General features: G+C 62.2%; 14 protein-coding genes. 1 reads left to right on the top strand and 13 read right to left on the bottom strand.

Annotated elements, in window-relative coordinates:
- Positions 1 to 21: 21 nt before the first annotated feature.
- From ACT54B_RS15380 to ACT54B_RS15320, 13 genes are all read right to left on the bottom strand, one after another.
- Positions 22 to 846, bottom strand: a complete 825-nt coding sequence (locus ACT54B_RS15380; RefSeq protein WP_476046004.1) for a transporter substrate-binding domain-containing protein — start codon at positions 844 to 846, stop codon at positions 22 to 24.
- Positions 847 to 1,061: 215 nt separating this feature from the next.
- On the bottom strand, positions 1,062 to 1,640 hold the full coding sequence (locus ACT54B_RS15375) for a YceI family protein (RefSeq protein ID WP_476046003.1): 579 nt from the start codon (positions 1,638 to 1,640) through the stop codon (positions 1,062 to 1,064).
- A 43-nt stretch (positions 1,641 to 1,683) separates the two neighbouring features.
- A complete protein-coding gene (locus ACT54B_RS15370; RefSeq protein WP_476046001.1) occupies positions 1,684 to 2,445 on the bottom strand; it encodes a hypothetical protein in 762 nt (253 codons plus the stop codon).
- 332 nt (positions 2,446 to 2,777) lie between these two features.
- Positions 2,778 to 4,415, bottom strand: a complete 1,638-nt coding sequence (locus tag ACT54B_RS15365) for a GMC family oxidoreductase (RefSeq protein WP_476046000.1) — start codon at positions 4,413 to 4,415, stop codon at positions 2,778 to 2,780.
- 65 nt (positions 4,416 to 4,480) lie between these two features.
- Entirely contained in the window at positions 4,481 to 5,980 is a 1,500-nt protein-coding gene (locus ACT54B_RS15360; protein WP_476045999.1) for an FGGY-family carbohydrate kinase, read from the bottom strand.
- The gene (locus ACT54B_RS15355) at positions 5,970 to 6,818 is read right to left on the bottom strand and encodes a class I fructose-bisphosphate aldolase (RefSeq protein WP_476045998.1); all 849 of its coding nucleotides are present in this window, start codon (positions 6,816 to 6,818) and stop codon (positions 5,970 to 5,972) included. Before ACT54B_RS15355 ends, ACT54B_RS15360 begins: the two co-directional genes overlap by 11 nt.
- Positions 6,815 to 8,536: a glycerol-3-phosphate dehydrogenase/oxidase gene (locus tag ACT54B_RS15350; protein ID WP_476046239.1), complete on the bottom strand. Its 1,722-nt coding sequence runs from the start codon at positions 8,534 to 8,536 to the stop codon at positions 6,815 to 6,817. Before ACT54B_RS15350 ends, ACT54B_RS15355 begins: the two co-directional genes overlap by 4 nt.
- Positions 8,537 to 8,611: 75 nt before the next feature.
- A complete protein-coding gene (locus ACT54B_RS15345; protein ID WP_476045997.1) occupies positions 8,612 to 9,610 on the bottom strand; it encodes an aldo/keto reductase in 999 nt (332 codons plus the stop codon).
- Positions 9,607 to 10,581 carry a sugar-binding transcriptional regulator gene (locus ACT54B_RS15340; RefSeq protein WP_476045996.1) on the bottom strand — a complete coding sequence of 325 codons (975 nt, stop codon included), beginning with the start codon at positions 10,579 to 10,581 and terminating at the stop codon, positions 9,607 to 9,609. The genes ACT54B_RS15345 and ACT54B_RS15340 overlap by 4 nt, the downstream gene beginning before the upstream one ends.
- Before the next feature lie 32 nt (positions 10,582 to 10,613).
- Complete coding sequence (locus ACT54B_RS15335; protein ID WP_476045995.1) at positions 10,614 to 11,615, bottom strand: ABC transporter permease; 1,002 nt, start codon at positions 11,613 to 11,615, stop codon at positions 10,614 to 10,616.
- A 12-nt stretch (positions 11,616 to 11,627) separates the two neighbouring features.
- Positions 11,628 to 13,148, bottom strand: a complete 1,521-nt coding sequence (locus ACT54B_RS15330) for a sugar ABC transporter ATP-binding protein (protein WP_476045994.1) — start codon at positions 13,146 to 13,148, stop codon at positions 11,628 to 11,630.
- An 85-nt stretch (positions 13,149 to 13,233) separates the two neighbouring features.
- Positions 13,234 to 14,241 carry a substrate-binding domain-containing protein gene (locus ACT54B_RS15325; RefSeq protein ID WP_476045992.1) on the bottom strand — a complete coding sequence of 336 codons (1,008 nt, stop codon included), beginning with the start codon at positions 14,239 to 14,241 and terminating at the stop codon, positions 13,234 to 13,236.
- A 189-nt stretch (positions 14,242 to 14,430) separates the two neighbouring features.
- Positions 14,431 to 16,260 carry a HAMP domain-containing methyl-accepting chemotaxis protein gene (locus ACT54B_RS15320; protein ID WP_476045990.1) on the bottom strand — a complete coding sequence of 610 codons (1,830 nt, stop codon included), beginning with the start codon at positions 16,258 to 16,260 and terminating at the stop codon, positions 14,431 to 14,433.
- 244 nt (positions 16,261 to 16,504) lie between these two features.
- Here ACT54B_RS15320 and ACT54B_RS15315 point away from each other — a divergent pair, with 244 nt between their 5' ends.
- Positions 16,505 to 16,948, top strand: coding sequence for an RrF2 family transcriptional regulator (locus tag ACT54B_RS15315; protein WP_476045989.1), 444 nt, complete (start codon positions 16,505 to 16,507; stop codon positions 16,946 to 16,948).
- Positions 16,949 to 17,067: the final 119 nt, after the last annotated feature.

Raw genomic sequence — 17,067 nt, 5'->3', positions numbered from 1 at the left:
AGATCCCGCCGCCCGGGAGCTTCAGTCGGCACTATAATCCTTGCCGTACCATTTGGTGGTCAGGCTTGCGAGCGTGCCGTCCTTCTTCATGTCGGCAATGATGGCTCCGACTTTTGCCGTCCATTCCGCATCGCCCTTTTCCGCAATGACGACCAGCGGTTCGCGGAAGGCATATCCACCTTCCAGAATGCGAAGCGGGTATCCGTTCTTGATCGCGTTTTGAGCGGTCTGCTCCGGTGCGATGACGGCATCGACACGCACGCCGTCACCGAGGCGCAGATCGTCGAAAGGCAGCATCGAATCGGCAAATGTCCGGATTTCCCCGGGTTCGAGCTTGTACTCGACCGGCGGAAGACCGGGCGCATCGATCTGCAACTGGCGGCGAACGAAATCTTCTGACGTGGTCGCGGTCTCCACACCGATGACTTTCCCCTTCAGGTCTTCGACCCCCTTCGCCTTGCTGTCCTTGTGCACGACGTAGACGTAGGGGCTGTAATAGTAGATGCCAGCAAAATCGATGACCTGGGCACGCGCCTTGGTTGGCGTTACGGAGCCGACTCCAAGATCGTAGCGCCCCTGCCAGTGGCCGCCGGTCAACGTGGCCCAGTCGGGAGTCTCGAAACTGACGTCCACGCCGAGCCTCTTGCCGATCTCACGCGAGACATCAATGTCGAAACCCACCATTTCGTTATTGTCGTCGAGATAACTCTGGGGCGGCCAGCCGCTGTTGGTTGCGACAACCAGAGCCTTCTTTTCCATCACGCGGTCGAGCGTCTCTCCGGCTGAAGCCGTGGTGGCAATAGCGGTCACGGCCACTGCCGCCAGGAAACTGACTAAAGTCCTCATCCTTCCCTCCCAAGAATACTTGTTAGTCGTCTGACATCTATAGTTTGCAGTTTCATACAATCTTGTCAACACCGCTTCTCCGTTTCCGCCGCATGTGGGGCATCCCATCAAAGCGCGGCAGGCCACGCTGTCTGACGACGGCGTCCGCCGATCCGTGCAAACACGAAGGGCGGACCTGAGGCCCGCCCTTCGCAAAAGCTTGGTTTCCGCTAATCTTACTGCTTGATTGCTTCCACATCGATATCGAGGTTGACGTCCGGTCCAAGGCCGAACTCCGTCATTTTCGCCAGTCCGAAATCCGGGCCGCTGAATTTTCCGGTCGCGGAAAAGCCGGTTTTCACCACAGAAGCATCCCAGGGAAGCGGAGCTTCGGCATTGAACGTCACGTCGAGGGTCACCGGCTTGGTGGTCCCGACTATGGTGAGATCGCCGGTCACCTTTGCGGTCTTGTCGCCGGTCTTTTCGATGGCGGTGCTCTTGAAGGTAATCTGGGGGAATTCAGCCGCATTGAAGAAGTCAGGGCTCTTCAGGTGCTCGTCACGCTTGGCGTCGTTGGTGTCGATGCTGCCCGCATCCAGGGTAATCTCGACGCTGCTTTTGGTGACGTCGTCCTTGTCGAAGGAAATCGAACCGGACACCGTCTTGAAAATCCCGTGGGCGTTGGACCAGCCCGCATGGTTGGTCTTGAAGCCTACCCAGGCATGGGTGGGGTCGATGGCATAGGAATCGGCGGCAAGAACCGGCGTGGCGAGAAGAAGGGCCGACACGGCGCCGGTGAGGAGGGCAAATTTCATCCGTTTTTCTCCATGAGTGAGGATGGTGGGAAAGAGCAAAAGGTCAGACAAGCGGAGCGACCAGAATGGCGGCGAGGGCTGGCAGCGCTGCCAGAAGGCCGCCGATCACCGGTTTGAGCGCACGCGGCAGCCCGCCAAACCTTTCGCCATCGGTCGAGATCCATGCCGATACGGCGAGGGGAAGCGCGGCAAGTCCGAGGGCCATCAGATTGACGGAAGGTGCAAAAAGCATCGTGACGATCAGGGCCAGGGCGGACAGCACCAGCCAGGCGAGAAGCAAAGGCGCATCGGGCGTCAATGCGCTGTCTTCTCCCCGGAGATAGGCCGCGTAGGCGACCAGCAGCCAGCCGCCGGTCAGGGCGGCAAGCGAACCGGAAATCTGTGCCATTCCAATATATCCGCCCGTGACCGAAACCACCGCATTGGCGCTCATGACGAAAAGCAGGGCAATGACAGGCGAACCCGCGCCGGTCCGTGGCGAGCCCTCTGTTGTCCGCCATGCCGAACCGATGAAGGCAAAGAAAATGAGGATAGCCAGCACGACGAGAGCCTTTGCCGGCGCGGCCGCCAGGATGCGATATCCGATCCAGAAAGCGGGGAGCCCTGCAAGGGCCAGGACCCGCCCTGCGAAACCGAGACGGCTTGCGGGGGACCGCCTGAAGCCTAGCAGCAGAAACACAACCGAAAGGGCTGCCAAGGCAAAAGGCAGCTTCTGTTTGCCGGCAACCGGCGGGAAGACAGGGCTTCCCTCGACGAAGATCACAACAACCAGGGCCGCGGCGAGAAGCAGCGCACCGGCGACCATGCGACCCGCTCCTGAATGGCGGCTCGCCAGGCCCAGACAAACGCCCAAAATGAGGGGGACAAGGGCGGTCCAGAGGATCATGTTCTGGATCAAGCGGCGTTACTCCTTCGCATTTCGAATGGAGCGGACGGTACATATGGTAATATTTTACAACAAGATGACGACCCGGCCGTTCCGTTCACGAGCCTGTGAGAGCGCCCTGAATCGGCGAAGACATACTGTTCACATTTTGTGAACGTTTCAGTATTTAATCCGACTAATCACTTTACAGTGATCGTTGTCCTTCCTGGCTCTTCCACGCTCCGCGAAATCCGCAGCGATTAATTCGGCGTTTACGCCCGTGCCATCCGCGCTTCTCTGCGATCTTCGACAATCATGTCGGCAGCCTTCTCCGCGATCATGACGACGGGAGACGCCGTGTTTCCGGAAACGATTTTCGGCATGATCGACGCGTCAACGATCCTTAAGCCCCGCAGACCGCGGAAGCGAAGGCGCGGGTCGACCACGGCAATGTTGTCGGTGCCCATCCTGCATGTGCCGACGGGGTGGAAGATGGTTGTCGCGATGTCGCCGGCCTTGCGGATCAAATCGGTGTCGCTTTGAAATTCCGATCCCGGCAGGATCTCTTCCGGACGATGCGGCGCCAGGCGCCGGCTTTGCATCACGGCTCGCGCCTGACGGATCGCTGCAACGGCAACGGCGCGGTCATGGTCGGTCGACAGGTAATTCGGCCTGATCGCCGGCTGCAGAAGGGCGTCTTTCTCCGTGATGTGACAGGTGCCCACGCTGGTTGGGCGCAATTGGCAGACAGAAACGGTTATGGCCGGGAACGGATGCAGCGGATCCCCCAGACGATCCGTTGAAAGCGGTTGCACATGATATTCGATATCGGGCGTTTCCACCTCGGGGCTTGACCGGGTGAACATGCCGAACTGGCTGGGGGCCATGGACATCGGGCCGCTTCGGGAAAAGGCATATTGAGCGGCAATGCGCATCTTGCCGACAAGACTGTTTGCAAGCTGGTTCAGGGTTACGGCATTTCCCACACGGAAAACCGTGCGGATCTGCAAATGGTCCTGCAGGTTCTCGCCGACTGCCGGTTTGTCATGGTGTACGCCAATACCGAGAGAAGACAAAAGCGCCCCGTTGCCGATGCCCGAGAGCTCCAGGATCTTCGGGGAATTGATCGCGCCTGCCGCCAGAAGAACCTCTCCGGCTGCCATGGCAGACAGGGTTTCCGCACCCTGCCTGAAGGCCACGCCGGAAATGCGGTCCGCATCCAGGATCAGATGCTCCACGAGCGCATTCTTGATCAGCCGGAGGTTGGGTCTCTTCAATGCCGGGCGAAGAAAGCCACGGGCCGTGTTCCAGCGAATACCCTTGTGCTGGTTCACTTCGAAGAAGCCCGAGCCTTCATTGTTGCCATCGTTGAAATCTGCCCGGGGCTCTATTCCCAGTTCCCGCGCGCCTTCCTGCACCGCTTCGAGGATCGGCCAGCGCAGCCTCTGTCGGGAGACTTTCCAGGCGCCGCCGACACCGTGAAGTCCGCTGGCGCCCCCATGATGATCTTCGGACTTCATGAAATAGGGAAGCACATCGGACCAGCCCCACCCCGCATTGCCCAGGTCTCGCCAGCCATCATAATCCGCTGCCTGGCCGCGCATATAGATCATTCCATTCACGGAAGTGCACCCACCCAGCACTTTTCCGCGCGGATAGGCGAGGCTCCGACCGTTGAGGCCGGGCTCCTCGGCGGTGCGCATCATCCAGTCGGTGCGTGGATTGCCGATGCAGTACAGATAACCGACAGGGATCTGGACCCAGTGGTAGAGATCGGAGCCGCCCGCCTCAAGCAGTAGCACTTTGACGGAAGGATCCTCCGTCAACCGGGCTGCGAGAACGCAACCGGCCGTGCCTGCACCGATGATGATATAGTCGTAATGGCCGTCGAGCTTTTTCCGGTCGGGCATCGGAGAGTCCTTGGTTTGGCAGGCGCGGATGCGCCGGAGAGAAAGAGGGGAGGTTGGGGGAGCCCTCAGGGCCGCTGAAGCTCCTCCCAGAAACCTTTCATGCGGTCGGCAAGATCCAGGAAAAGCCGGTAACGCCGCTCGAAATGGGCGCTCATGGCGGGATCCGGCCGGTATTCCCTGACAACCCGGGTCATGCGGTCGACACCCTCCTCCAGCCCGGGGAAAAGGCCAGCCGCCACACCCGCGCCGATTGCCGCGCCAAGCGCCCCGGTTTCCCGCGCCTCGGCAACCCGGATGGGCATGGAGAGCACATCCGCCATGATCTGCGGCCAGACGGGACTGCGCGAGCCGCCGCCCGACATGACGGCGCTGTCGACCGCGAGCCCTGCATTCTTCAGGACCTCCACATGCCGGCGATGCTCGAAGGCCACGCCTTCGAAGATCGCGCGCAGCAGATGTCCCTCCCCGTGCCAGCCCGCGAGCCCGTAGTAGCCGCCCCGGAATTCCGCACCCAGCCGTGAACCGAAGAGGTAGGGATGAAACAGCGGATCGTCGCTCCGCGGCTCCACCGCTTCGACCGCCCGGTTGCAGCGCTCGAAGGCCTGCGGATCGTGGCTGCCGATCACCCGGTGCACATACCATTCGAGATTGGCGGCGGAGGTGGCGCTGGACTCGATGTTGATGTGGCGGCCCGGCCCGAAGGTGGAGGCCATGAAGATGGCCGGATCGCCCGCGGGCCTGTCGGCGAAGACCTGATTGATGCTCCAGGTACCGACGATGATCGACGCCTCACCCGGACGGCACACGCCCGAGCCCATGGCGCTCGACACCACATCGAAGAAACCGCCGATCACGGGCGTTCCCTCGTGCAGGCCCGTCAGGGAAGCCGCCTCGCGCGTCACCCGACCGACGATATCGCAGGGATCGACGGCAGGCTGGAACAGCGGCAGGGCCTCGCCGAGGCCGTAGAGTTCGAGGAGAGCCCTGTCCGGCCCCTCCTGATCGAAGGCGTAGAGGCCTGCACCGCTCAGGTCGGAAATATCGCTGGCGAGCCGTCCCGTCAGGCGGAAGTTCACATAATCCTTGCAGAACAGCACCGCGCCGGTCTGCCGGTAGATGTCCGGTCTGTGGCGCTTGATCCAGGCGAGCAGGGTCGGTGTCTGGGACGGCCAGGGCCGCTGGTGGCAGCGCGCCTGCAGGGCCTCGCCGTTTTCCCGGTCGATCTCCGCCGCAAGCCCCGCCGCCCGGCTGTCGAGGGACTGGATGCCGAGAAGTGGCTTGCGATCGTGATCGAGCAGGTAGAGCCCGTTTCCGTGGCCGGCGCAGCCGATGCCCAGAATGGCGGAGGGAGAAACGCCCGAACGGTGCAGCAGCACGCGGATCGCCTCGCATCCGTTCTCCCAGAGCTCGCCGAGGTTCCGCTCCACCTGTCCGGGCTCCGGATAGGCGGAGTGGCCGTCAATGGCATGGGATGCGATCTGCCGGCCCTCGCGGTCGAACAGCACCGCCTTGATGACGGTGTTTCCCGCATCGAGGCCGAGGAGATATCTGTCTTCACTGGCCACGATTGTAGATCTCCCACGCTTCTTCACCGGTTGCCCCGTCATGAATGATCGCCATCAGCGCCGCGACGACCGCCTTCGGATTGTCGTGCTGATAGATGTTGCGGCCATAGACCATGCCGTGAGCGCCCTGCTGCATCAAGGCCGCGGATTTGGAAAGCACGGTACGGAGATCTTCCTTGCCGCCGCCGCGCACCAGAACCGGGCAGCGGGCCGCCTCGACGACCCGGTGAAAATCGTCCGGATTGCTCGTCGGATCGGCCTTGATGATGTCCGCGCCCATTTCGGAGGCGAGACGCACCAGCGTCACGATCTTTTCGGCATCGCCATCCACCTGATAACCGCCGCGCACGTCGTTGGGCAGCATCACCAGGGGCTCGATCATCAGCGGCATGCCGAACCGGTGGCAATCGGCGCGCACGCGGCTGATGTTTTCCACGCATTGACGGAACAGCTCCGGCTCGTCGGGCACCATGAAGAGGTTGACCACCACGCAGGCCGCGTCCATTTCCAGCGCACCGATGATCGGGGCTTCGTCATTCTGCAGCTGCGACCACATCACGCGGTGGCGGCGGTCATTGTATGGGTTGCCCATGTCGATGCGCATCACCAGAGCCGGCTTGTCGCGCTCGGGGCGGGACTGGAGCAGGTCGGCCTGGCCATAGGCCATCTGGATCGCATCGGGACGGGCTTCGGCAAGGCGGCCGACGACACCGGCCATGTCTTCCAGACCGATCAGGAAGCTCGGTTCATTGCAGACACCGTGATCGATGGCGACATCGAGGCAGCGTCCGTTCCGGAACAGACGGTTCATGCGGGCTTTGGGTGACAGACGGATCATGGGCATAATTCCTTGCTGCGTGTTTGAAGACGGGCGGGGCTGACCCCGTGGAAATGTTCGAGTTCATCAAGAAGGGCCGCCTTCTCGGTGGCGGCCCGGCTTCCCGACCAGCCGAGTTCGCGGGCGGCGACATCCCTGATGGCATCGATGAGATCGAGATCGATGCGGCCGGAGATGGCGAGCGTGGTGCGCCTCAGCACGATGTCGGCAAGCGCGATCACCCGCTCCCGGCGGATGATCCAGGCGATTTCGGCGGCTGTGATGTCGAGGCCGGGATGAAGCGGCCGGTCGTCGGACCGGGTCGCCGCGAAGGCGAGAAGATCGAAGCCGAGCGTGCCATAGGCCTCCGCCACATGCCGAGCCCTGGCATCGCTGATGCCGTGTTCACGGCCGAGAAGGCGGGCGAGCGTCTCCACGTCGCCGGGGAAGTTGCGCCCCCCGCCGATCGCCCGGCTGTCCGTCGCGCCGACGCGGCTTCGACCGAGCAGTTGCAGGGCCTCGTCGGTCGCCTGCTCGGCAAAGGCGCGAAAGGTCGTCCATTTGCCGCCCACCATGCAGAGCTGGGGAATGTCCCCCTCCATGCGGTGCACGAAATGGCTCCGCGAGATGCGACCGGTAAAGGCGGCATCGCTGACCGGCAGCGGGCGAATGCCGCTGAAGGAGAAGACGATATCCTCGGTCTTCAGCGGAATGCCGGGAAAGACCGACTGGACGGCTTCCAGAATGTAATCCCGCTCTTCCGGTTCGCAGCGCACCCGGCGCGGCTGGTCGATCTTGATATCGGTGGAGCCGGCAAGAACCCGGCCGAGATAGGGGAAGAGGATGCAGACGCGGTTATCCGCATTCTCGAAGAAAATCATGTGACCCTTCAGCGCATCATGCAGGCGGGCGTTGTCGATGATGAGATGCGAGCCCTTGGTGCCGGAAACGAGGCGTGTCTGTGCACCCGTCCGTCCCGAGAGCGATGCGGCCGTAGTATCGATCCAGGCGCCGGTTGCGTTGACGATCACGCGGGGCCGCACGCAAAGCGGTGCGTCGATGCCCTCGCCGGTCAGTTCGAGGGCGCCGTCCTGGCGGCGGATCTCCGCATAATTGAGCGCAATCGCCTGCGGCGCATCCTTTTCCGTATCGAGGATCAGTTCGAGCGCCAGCCGCTCCGGATGGCTGATCCAGGCATCGTGATAGGTGGCCGAGCAGGTGATCGCACCCGTCAGGTCGGGCCACACGGCGAGCGTCTCCTGCCTGCCGCGAAAGACATGGCGGGGCATGAGCCGGCTGCGGCGGGTGACGAAATCATAGAGCGACAGACCAACCTTGATGGCAACCGCCCCTCTCCGGGTCGGCTGCCCCCCGGAACCGGCAAAGGATGCCGCGGCATTGAAGAGACCGCTGAAGGTGGAGAGGATCGGGATGGTCGTGGGCAGGGGGTGCACCATGTGCGGTGCGAGCTTCAGAAGCGCATCCCGCTCCTTGAGCGATTCCGCCACCAGCGAGAATTCGCCATTTTCCAGGTATCGCAATCCACCGTGGATCATCCGCGACGGGGCGGCGCTGCAGCCGGAGGCGAAATCCTGCCGCTCCACGAGCAGCACCCGCAGGCCCTGCAGGGCCAGGTCGCGATAGGTGGCGATGCCATTGATGCCGCCGCCGACGACCAGCACGTCGAAATCCCCGTCCTGACGGATGCGACCTATGGCATTTTCCCGGTAAGAGGGCATGGCAATCCCCATCGCCGGCTCGGCACCGGCGTTCACGTAGGTTTCTGGCTATGGTTTGAAGCGGTCCGGCGGGTACTAGCCGTCGAGATCGACGAGATGGCGCCCGACTGCGGCGGTGATCGCCGCATTATCCTCTTCGGAAAGCCTCAGGCGGGCGGAGGCGGCGTTTTCCCGGGCCTGCGCGGGATCGCGCGCACCGCAGAGGGAGAAGGTGATGCCGGGTCGCGAGACAGTCCAGGCGATGACGAGCTGCGGCACGGTGGCGCCGCAGCGGGCCGCGAGGGGGCGGATCTCGTCCATCAGCCGCGCCACCTTTTCCCGGTTGGCAAGGCTGAAGCGGGGATTGTCCCGGCGCTGGTCGTCGCCGGAGAACTTCCGCTCCGGACCCATCCGGCCGGACAGGAGGCCAAGCGCCAGCGAGGAATAGCTGAGCACCGATATGCCCTGCTCCATGCTGGGTCCGAGAAGACTGTCCTCGATGCGGCGCTGCACCATGGAATATTCCTCCTGGATGGCGTCCAGGCCACCGCAGACGATATAGGCGTCGAGATCCTCGGGCGAGACATTGCTGGCCCCGATGGAGCGGATCTTGCCCTGTGCCTTCAACCGCTCCAGTGCCGCCATGGTTTCGGAAACCGGGGTTGTCGGATCCTGCCAATGGGTCACGTAGTGATCGATATAATCGGTGCCGAGCCGCCGCAGGCTTTCCTCGACCTCATGGATGATCGAGGCCGCACCGAGATGGCGATGGACCGGTTTGCCATCCTGGTGAAAGAAGTAGTTGCCCCGGTCCGTATGCCAGACCAGCCCGCATTTGGTGACAAGGACCGCCTTGTCGCGCCGGCCACGAAGGGCCTTGCCGACAATGGTTTCCGCAAGGCCCATCCCATAGGCGGGTGCGGTGTCGATCAGGGAAATGCCCTCATCCATGGAGGCCTGGATTGCGGCGATGGATTGCGCCTCGTCGGTTCCGCCCCACATCCAGCCGCCGATGGCCCAGGTACCGAGCCCCACGACGGAAGCCTCGATGCCGCTGTTACCGATCGGGCGGGTGATCACGTCCTTGCCGTTCATTCCTGTCGTCCTCCGAATTCGTCCATGACCGCCCGGGCGACCGCCTCATCCACCACAAGCGAGGTGAGATAGGAGCCCCTGAGGGTCGCCGCCACGGGACGCGCCTTGAGCACGCCGGCCGCGACACCGATGATGGTCTTGCAATGGGAAAGCTCTCCCGGCTCTAGCGCCACGACGCGGGAGTTCAGATCGATATCCGCCACACGCCCTTCGGCGCTCAGCAGATGGGCCAGAAATTCGCCCGCCAGCCCCTTGCCGGTGCTCGAAAGACCGCCTCTGGCCTGGTCGGGCAACAGGTCGAAGTAACCGGATCCCGGCGCCTCGATGGATCCGACGCCGACCAGTGCCACGGTCGCAGACCGCGCGAGATCGAACACGTCCCGGATGGAGGCAACATTCATCAGCAGGTCGCGCTGGTCGCGATCTTCTGCAAAGAGCGGTGCGTGCACCAGCGAGGCGGTGCCGCCGAGCTTTTCGGCGAGCTGGGTGGCGAGGTGGTTCACGTCCGTATAGTGCTTGCCCTGGACCCCGCCGGTCAGCGGCACGATGCGCACGTCGAAGCGGCGATCGGCTTCCAGATTGTCCACCACGGCGCTGACGGCCTTGCCGCCGGTGATGGCGATGACATCGCCATCGCGGATCGTTTCGAGAAGATGCACCGCCGCCATGCGGCCCACCATCTGCAGCGTGGTTTCCGGATTGTCGGATACCGTCGGCGTGACGATTGACTGGGCAAGCCCGAACTGGCGGGAAAGATCGCCTTCCATATCCACCAGCCGCTGATAGGGGCTGGAAATGGCGATCTTCACCATGCCGGCCTTTCGCCCGGTGGCGATCAGGCGGTTCACCTTCGAATGGGAGAGGTTCAGCCGCTCGGCGATTTCGGACTGCTTCATCCCTTCGATGAAATGCAGCACGAGCACCGAATACATCTGCCTCTGCTGATCGAAATCGTCCCTGATGTCCAACATCTTCCCTGACACCTTCGTTCTGGTTGGCCTGATCACCGGCGGCGCCTGACGAGGTAGTGGTCGAAAAGGACCGCCCCGAGCAGGATGCTGCCGCGAATAATGTCCTGCCAGTAAACCGATACGTTGAGCAAGGCGAGAGAACTGGAAACCACCGAGAGAAGCACAGCCCCGAGGATGGCGCCGAAGATCGTTCCCGATCCGCCGGAGAGGCTGGCGCCGCCGATCACCGCTGCGGCGATCACGTTGAGCTCCATGCCGATCCCGAAGCTTGGCTGCGCAGAACCGAAGCGGGCCATGTAGATGATGCCTGCGAAGCCGCAGAGCGTGGAGCAGAGTGTCGTGGTGGCAAAGACCACCCGGCCGACGCGGATTCCCGAATAGGCTGCCGCCTTGGGATTGGAGCCGGTATAGAAGACCTTCCGGAAAGCGGTGGTGCGGCGCAGCAGAAGATCGAACACGAAAACCACGACGGCGAAGATGACCAGCACCAGCGGAATATTGAACAGCGTGCCCTGGCCGATGAACTTGAATTCCGGCGGCAGCGAGAAGAGCCCCAGCGGACGGCCACCCGTCGCCAGCAGGCAGACCCCGCGGGCAATCACCATCACGCCCAGCGAGACGATGAAGTGGTGCAGGCCGACCACGGTGACCAGAAAGCCCATGGCCATGCCGACCGCTGTGGTCAGCCCGATGGCAAGCGCCGCCGCCATCCAGGGGTCGACGCCCTGGAGAAACAGCCATCCCGCCACCACCATCGCCAGCGCCGTGACCGAGCCGACCGAAAGATCGATGCCGCCCGAGATCAGCAGGATGGTCATGCCGACCACCACGATGCTTTCCACCGCAAAGGCCATGGCCATGGCGCGGATGTTCTCGACCGTCAGGAAGTAGGGCGAGATCACCGACATCACGCAGAAAAGCGCAAGAATGATCAGAAGAAGTCCGGTTTCGCGGGCCTTCAGCGCCGATTCAAGCCAGGCGGGCATGCGGCCCCTGCCCTGGTCCGGTGCGGTTTGCGTCTCTGTCGCCAGCATGTCCTCTCCTCCTCAGGAATTTGCCGCCAAAAGGCCCGGATCGATCGATGCGAGATGCATGATCTTCTCCTCTGTCATGTCTTCACCCGTCACCTCGCCGGCGATCTGCCCCTCCCGGACGACGAGAATGCGATCGCTGACCCCGATCAGCTCGGGCAGCTCGGACGAGATCACCAGGATGCCCACGCCTTCGCGGGCGAGGTCGCGCAGCTGGCGATGGATTTCCGCCTTGGCGCCCACATCGACGCCGCGGGTCGGCTCGTCGAGAAAGATCACCCGTGGATCGACCGAGAGCATCTTGGCGAGCGCCACCTTCTGCTGGTTGCCGCCGGACAGGGTCGAGACCGGATCCTCGACGCTGTTGGCGCGAAGCTTCAGGCGGGCGCCCAGCCCCCGGGCGCGCTCCCGCTCCTGCCGCCGGCGGATGAAGCCGAACCGGTTGGCGATGAGCCCCGTATCGAGGGCAGAAATGTTTGCGGCGATCGGCAGCGTCAGGAACAGGCCATCGCCCTTGCGGTCTTCCGAAAGATAGACGATGCCTTCGCGAATGCTGTCGCGATAGTCGGAGAGCCGAAGGGTCCGGCCATTGAGGGCAATGTCGCCGCTTGCCCGGCCTTCCAGCCGGCAGATGGCCCGGACGATCTCGCTGCGGCCCGCGCCAATCAGCCCGGCAAGCCCGAGGATTTCTCCCTTGCGGAGATCGAAGCTGACATCCCGGACGCGTTTGCCGGCATTGAGGCGGCGGACCGTCAGCAGCGTCTCGCCGGTCCTTTCCGCTTCGGCCTGCTTCGCCGGATAGAGCGTGCTCAGGACCCGCCCGACCATGGCATTGACCACCTCTTCGCCGGAAATGTCGGCAATGGCCGCGGTCCGGATATGGCAGCCGTCCCGCATGATGGTGATGCGGTCGCAATGGGCGAAGATTTCTGCCATGCGGTGCGAGATATAGATGATGGCGATTCCCCGTTCCGCCAGGCGATGCATGATGCGGAACAAGATTTCCGCCTCGGCTTCGGTGAGCGCCGCCGTCGGCTCGTCGAGAATGAGAATGCGGCAGTCGAGCGTCAGCGCCTTGGCGATCTCGACGATCTGCTGCTGGGAAATGGAGAGGTCGCCCGCCCGGGCTGTCGGATCGATATCACCGAGTTCGCGCAGGATCTCGCGCGCCCGCCGGTTGAGATCCGCATAATTCATCATCAGGGCGGCGCTGGAATTGGTTTCGCTCATGAACATGTTTTCGGCGACCGAAATATCCGCGCAGAGCGCGATTTCCTGGTGCACGAAGCCGATGCCAAGGCGATGCGCGGCATTGGGAGAGGCAATCCGAACCGGCTTTCCATCGATCCGGATCTCGCCCGCATCCGGCTGGATGATGCCGTCGATGGCGTGCATCAGCGTGGATTTGCCGGCGCCGTTTTCCCCGGCAAGGGCGTGGATCTCGCCGCGGCGAAGTTCGAGTTCGGCGCCTCTGAGCGCCTGGACCGGACCGAAGGATTTGTGAAGGCCCGTGATTTTCAGGATGGGATCGCTCATCGGGGTTCCTCCCTCGGGTCGATGGGTGCGGTGCCGGTTTTCCCGGCGGCCAGAGCCGCCGGGATCATGAAAGGACGCAGGGGGGTCAGCGGCCCTTCATGTAGGCGTTCAGATCGAAGGCATCCGCATTGGCCTTGGTGATGACAGCAAAGCCATTGTCCATCGACGGGATCTGCATCGGGTTGAAGCCCGAAAGCTTGTAGTCGTTGAACGGATCGATCAGGTCGGGATGGGCGCCGAGGAAGGTGTTCATGAAGCCCATGAAGCCCTGCACACCCTGGTTCGGGTTGATGGCCATATGGATATTGCCGGCCTTGATGTGCTCGAGCGTGGTGGGGGTGATATCCGCATGGATGATCAGCACCTTCTTCTTGGCTTCCAGTACGGCGGACACGGCCCCTTCGGCCGAACCCGCTTCCGGAATCCACAGCGCGCCGAGATTGGGATTGGCCTGCAGCATCGCCAGCGTCGCCTGATAGGCGGCGTTGGAATCCTGGTTCGTCGCCTGACGGCCGACCAGCTTCATGCCCGGATGGGCCTTGCCCATATAGTCGACGAGGGCGGTGACGCGCAGGTCGTGATTGCTCTGGCCGGGATTTTCAAGCACGGCATATTCGCCGGTCTCGCCGAGCTGCTTGACGATTTCTTCCGCCGCGAATTTCGCCTCGGCCACGTTGTCCGAGGTGATATAGGCGGTGCGCTTGGACTTCGGGGAGTCCGCCGCGAAGGTCGTGACAGAAATGCCGCCGTCGATCGCCTTGTTGATCGGCTCGATGAAGGGATCGGCCTGCATGGGATGGAGAAGGATGCCCTTCGGCTTTTTCACCATGTCCTGCTCGAAGGATGCGATCTGCTTGGTGATGTCGTAGTCGGGCGTTCCGGAAAACACGGCTTCGCAGCCGAGCGCCTTGGCGGCCTGCTTGAAGCCTTCGAAGACCGGCACCCAATAGGGATGTGCCGAGACCATCACATTCATCACATAGGTTTCACCCGGTTCGCAGGCGAATTTTCCTGCTGCCTTGGCCGGCACGGCCAAGGTTGTTGCGGCAACGGCGATCGACAGGCCGGCAGCTTTCAAAAGCTTAATCAACATCATCCCCTCCCAGGAGCGCGAGTCATCTGAAATGCAATAAATTTCGTTATAGGATATTTATTGCATGACGGCGTTATAGCGGCGCCGGGAGGTATCCGTCAAGACGGATTGAAATATTTATTGGAACACGAATTTTATTTCAGATCGAGAACGCGAGCGGAGGGCAGGGTCGTTCTGCACCGACCCTTCTCACCCAGTGCGCCTCAAGGGCCGGTGGGTGATCTCGGCTTCCGACGTCACGGCGCGAAACTGCGAGACAAGAGAGGACAGAGCCTCGGCTTCCCCGGCCAACTGCCCGGCGGAGGCGGTGGATTGTTCGACCATGGCCGCGTTTTGCTGGGTGGACTGGTCGAGGTGGTTGACGGCCTGGCTGACTGCCAGAAGCCCCTCTGACTGTTCGCGTGCGGAGATGGTGATGGCATCCAGGTGGCGATGAATGTCGGCCACGAAGGTTTCGATGACTCCGAGGGATTTTCCTGTTTCCGAGACGAGGCGAACACCGCTATCCACCTCGGCCGTCGAGCCTCGGATCAAGGTCTTGATCTCCTTCGCAGCGCCGGCAGCCCGTTGAGCGAGTTCCCGCACCTCCTGCGCGACAACGGCAAAGCCTTTGCCCGCATCCCCTGCACGGGCCGCTTCGACACCGGCATTCAAAGCGAGGAGATTTGTCTGAAAGGCGATTTCGTCGATCACCGCGATGATGTTGGTGATCTGCGCCGACGAGCGTTCAATTCGATGCATGGCATCCACGGCCTGTGTGACCACGTTTGCCGACGACCGTGCCGCCCCATTGGCGTCGCTTGCGAGCTGGCGTGCCTGTTCGGTTCGCTGGGACGCGGACACGACATTTGCCGTAATCTGATCGAGAGCCGCGGCGGCCTCTTCAATCGAAGCCGCCTGTTTTTCCGTACGCCGGGACAGGTCAAGTGCGGCATCCGACATTTCCCGGGAGCCTGCATCGATGGAGCCTACGCTGCGCGAAACGGCAATCATCGTTTCTCCCAGCTGCCGCACGGAACTGTTGAAGTCCAGACGCAGGCGTTCGAACTCCTCGGCGAAAGGTTCATCCAGCTGAAAAGCGAGATCGCCGGTCGCCAGACGGGCGAGGCCATCGGCCAATCCCCGGGTCGCTTCCTGCAATCGGTCTCTTGCTTCTTCCTCCGCCCGTAGCGCGACCGCCTTCCGGTCGGCCTCAGCCCTTTCGCGCTGGATGGCCGCTTCCGCTTCCAGATGCCCGTTCCGGATGGCAGCGTTGCGGAACACCTCCACGGCTGCAGCCATATGGCCGATCTCGTCTCCGCGGGTGGCATAGCCAACCTGAACGGCCGTATTGCCCCCGGCAAGCTCATCCATGCTCCTGGTGATGGCAACGATCGGATTGGCGATTCCGCGCACGGAGAAAAGGGCGGCGGCTATCACGATGGAGAGAACCACGCCACCGAGCGCCATCGCAATCGTCTGGACGAGCGCGTAGACCCTTTCGGCCTCGATACCTGCCTCGGCCGTTCCGGCCATATTGGTATCAACCAATTGCTGAAGCAGTTCCATGAGTTGAGCGCCCTGTGGGGTCAGGACCCGATTGAACGTTTCCGTCGCCTGGTCCTTCTGTCCCCGCTTGACCTGTTCCATCACCGTCGTGGCGGACGCGGCATAGGCACCGAACTGGTTTTCTATCTTCTCCAGGATCTCGGTCTGCTGGGCGGCCCCCGGCAAGGCTCGGATTGCCTCGATGCCCGTCTTCACATTCGATACGGCGTTTTTCAGGATGTTGTCCTGCCCCAGAAGCCCGGCCGCTTTCGAGGCCAGGATGGCTCTGGAAAGCGCGAGCCGCAGCATCAGAAAATCCGTTTGCAGGCGAGAGGCGGTTCTGACGCCGGGAACCCAATGGCTCGTTAGATCCCGCGTCGCTCCATAGAGATCCCGGGTTCCCTTCAATGTCAGGAGGCTCGACCCCGCCACCGAACAGCCGATGAGGAGAAGGATGGAGATCAGGGTCATTTTTATGGACGGTCTGCGCATGGCATTTCCTCATACCTGTGCCGCGATGAAGGACTGTGCGGAAAAGGTGGGTTACAAGTGTTAAGAAATATATAAATTGAATAAAATAATCAAATTTATAGACGGAATCTATAAGTATTGCTCGAACTCCCCGTCACCTGTTCAGGCGGGACGATTTCACGGAGGGAGGGCTTGTCAGGGGAATGCCTATAGAGTTGAGGGTGCGGGTCGCTATAATGCGTGAAAGTCGCGGGGTAACGGATCGATGCTGACAAAGAAGGGGAAGTACGGCTTGAAGGCGCTGGTGCATCTGGCGCAACTCAAGCCGGGGGAAAGCAGCGTGGTCGCCGATATTGCTCTCCGAAACAACATTCCGAAAAAATTTCTGGATGCGATCCTGCTGGAACTCCGCAACAACGGCATCCTGAGATCGAAGAAGGGGGCGGGCGGCGGTTACAGCCTCGCCAAGGCGGCGTCAGACATTCGCATCGGCGAAGCCATTCGCGCACTGGATGGACCGCTCGCGCCCATCCTTTGCGCCAGCCGAACCGCCTATCAACCCTGTGATGATTGCTCTGACCCGGAGAGCTGTCAGGTGCGCTTGTCGATGACCATCGTTCGAGACGCCGTTTCCGAAATACTGGATAACATGTCCCTTGAGCAATTCACCCGCGCAGAAACCAGCCACACTTTCCCGTCCCTCACGTAAGGATGAGGATCCACGCGCGACAGGATCGATCGGAGGTGGTTTCGCCGAGGATGGACAGCCCGCCCGGACTTCCTGCGTCGCGCGGGACCATGGAAGTCCATGGACCTTCAAACGGCCCG

This window comes from Gellertiella sp. DMC107 (assembly GCF_056313605.1).
Note: the sequence above shows the minus strand (reverse complement) of the source record. Positions and strands in the feature narration are given on the sequence as shown.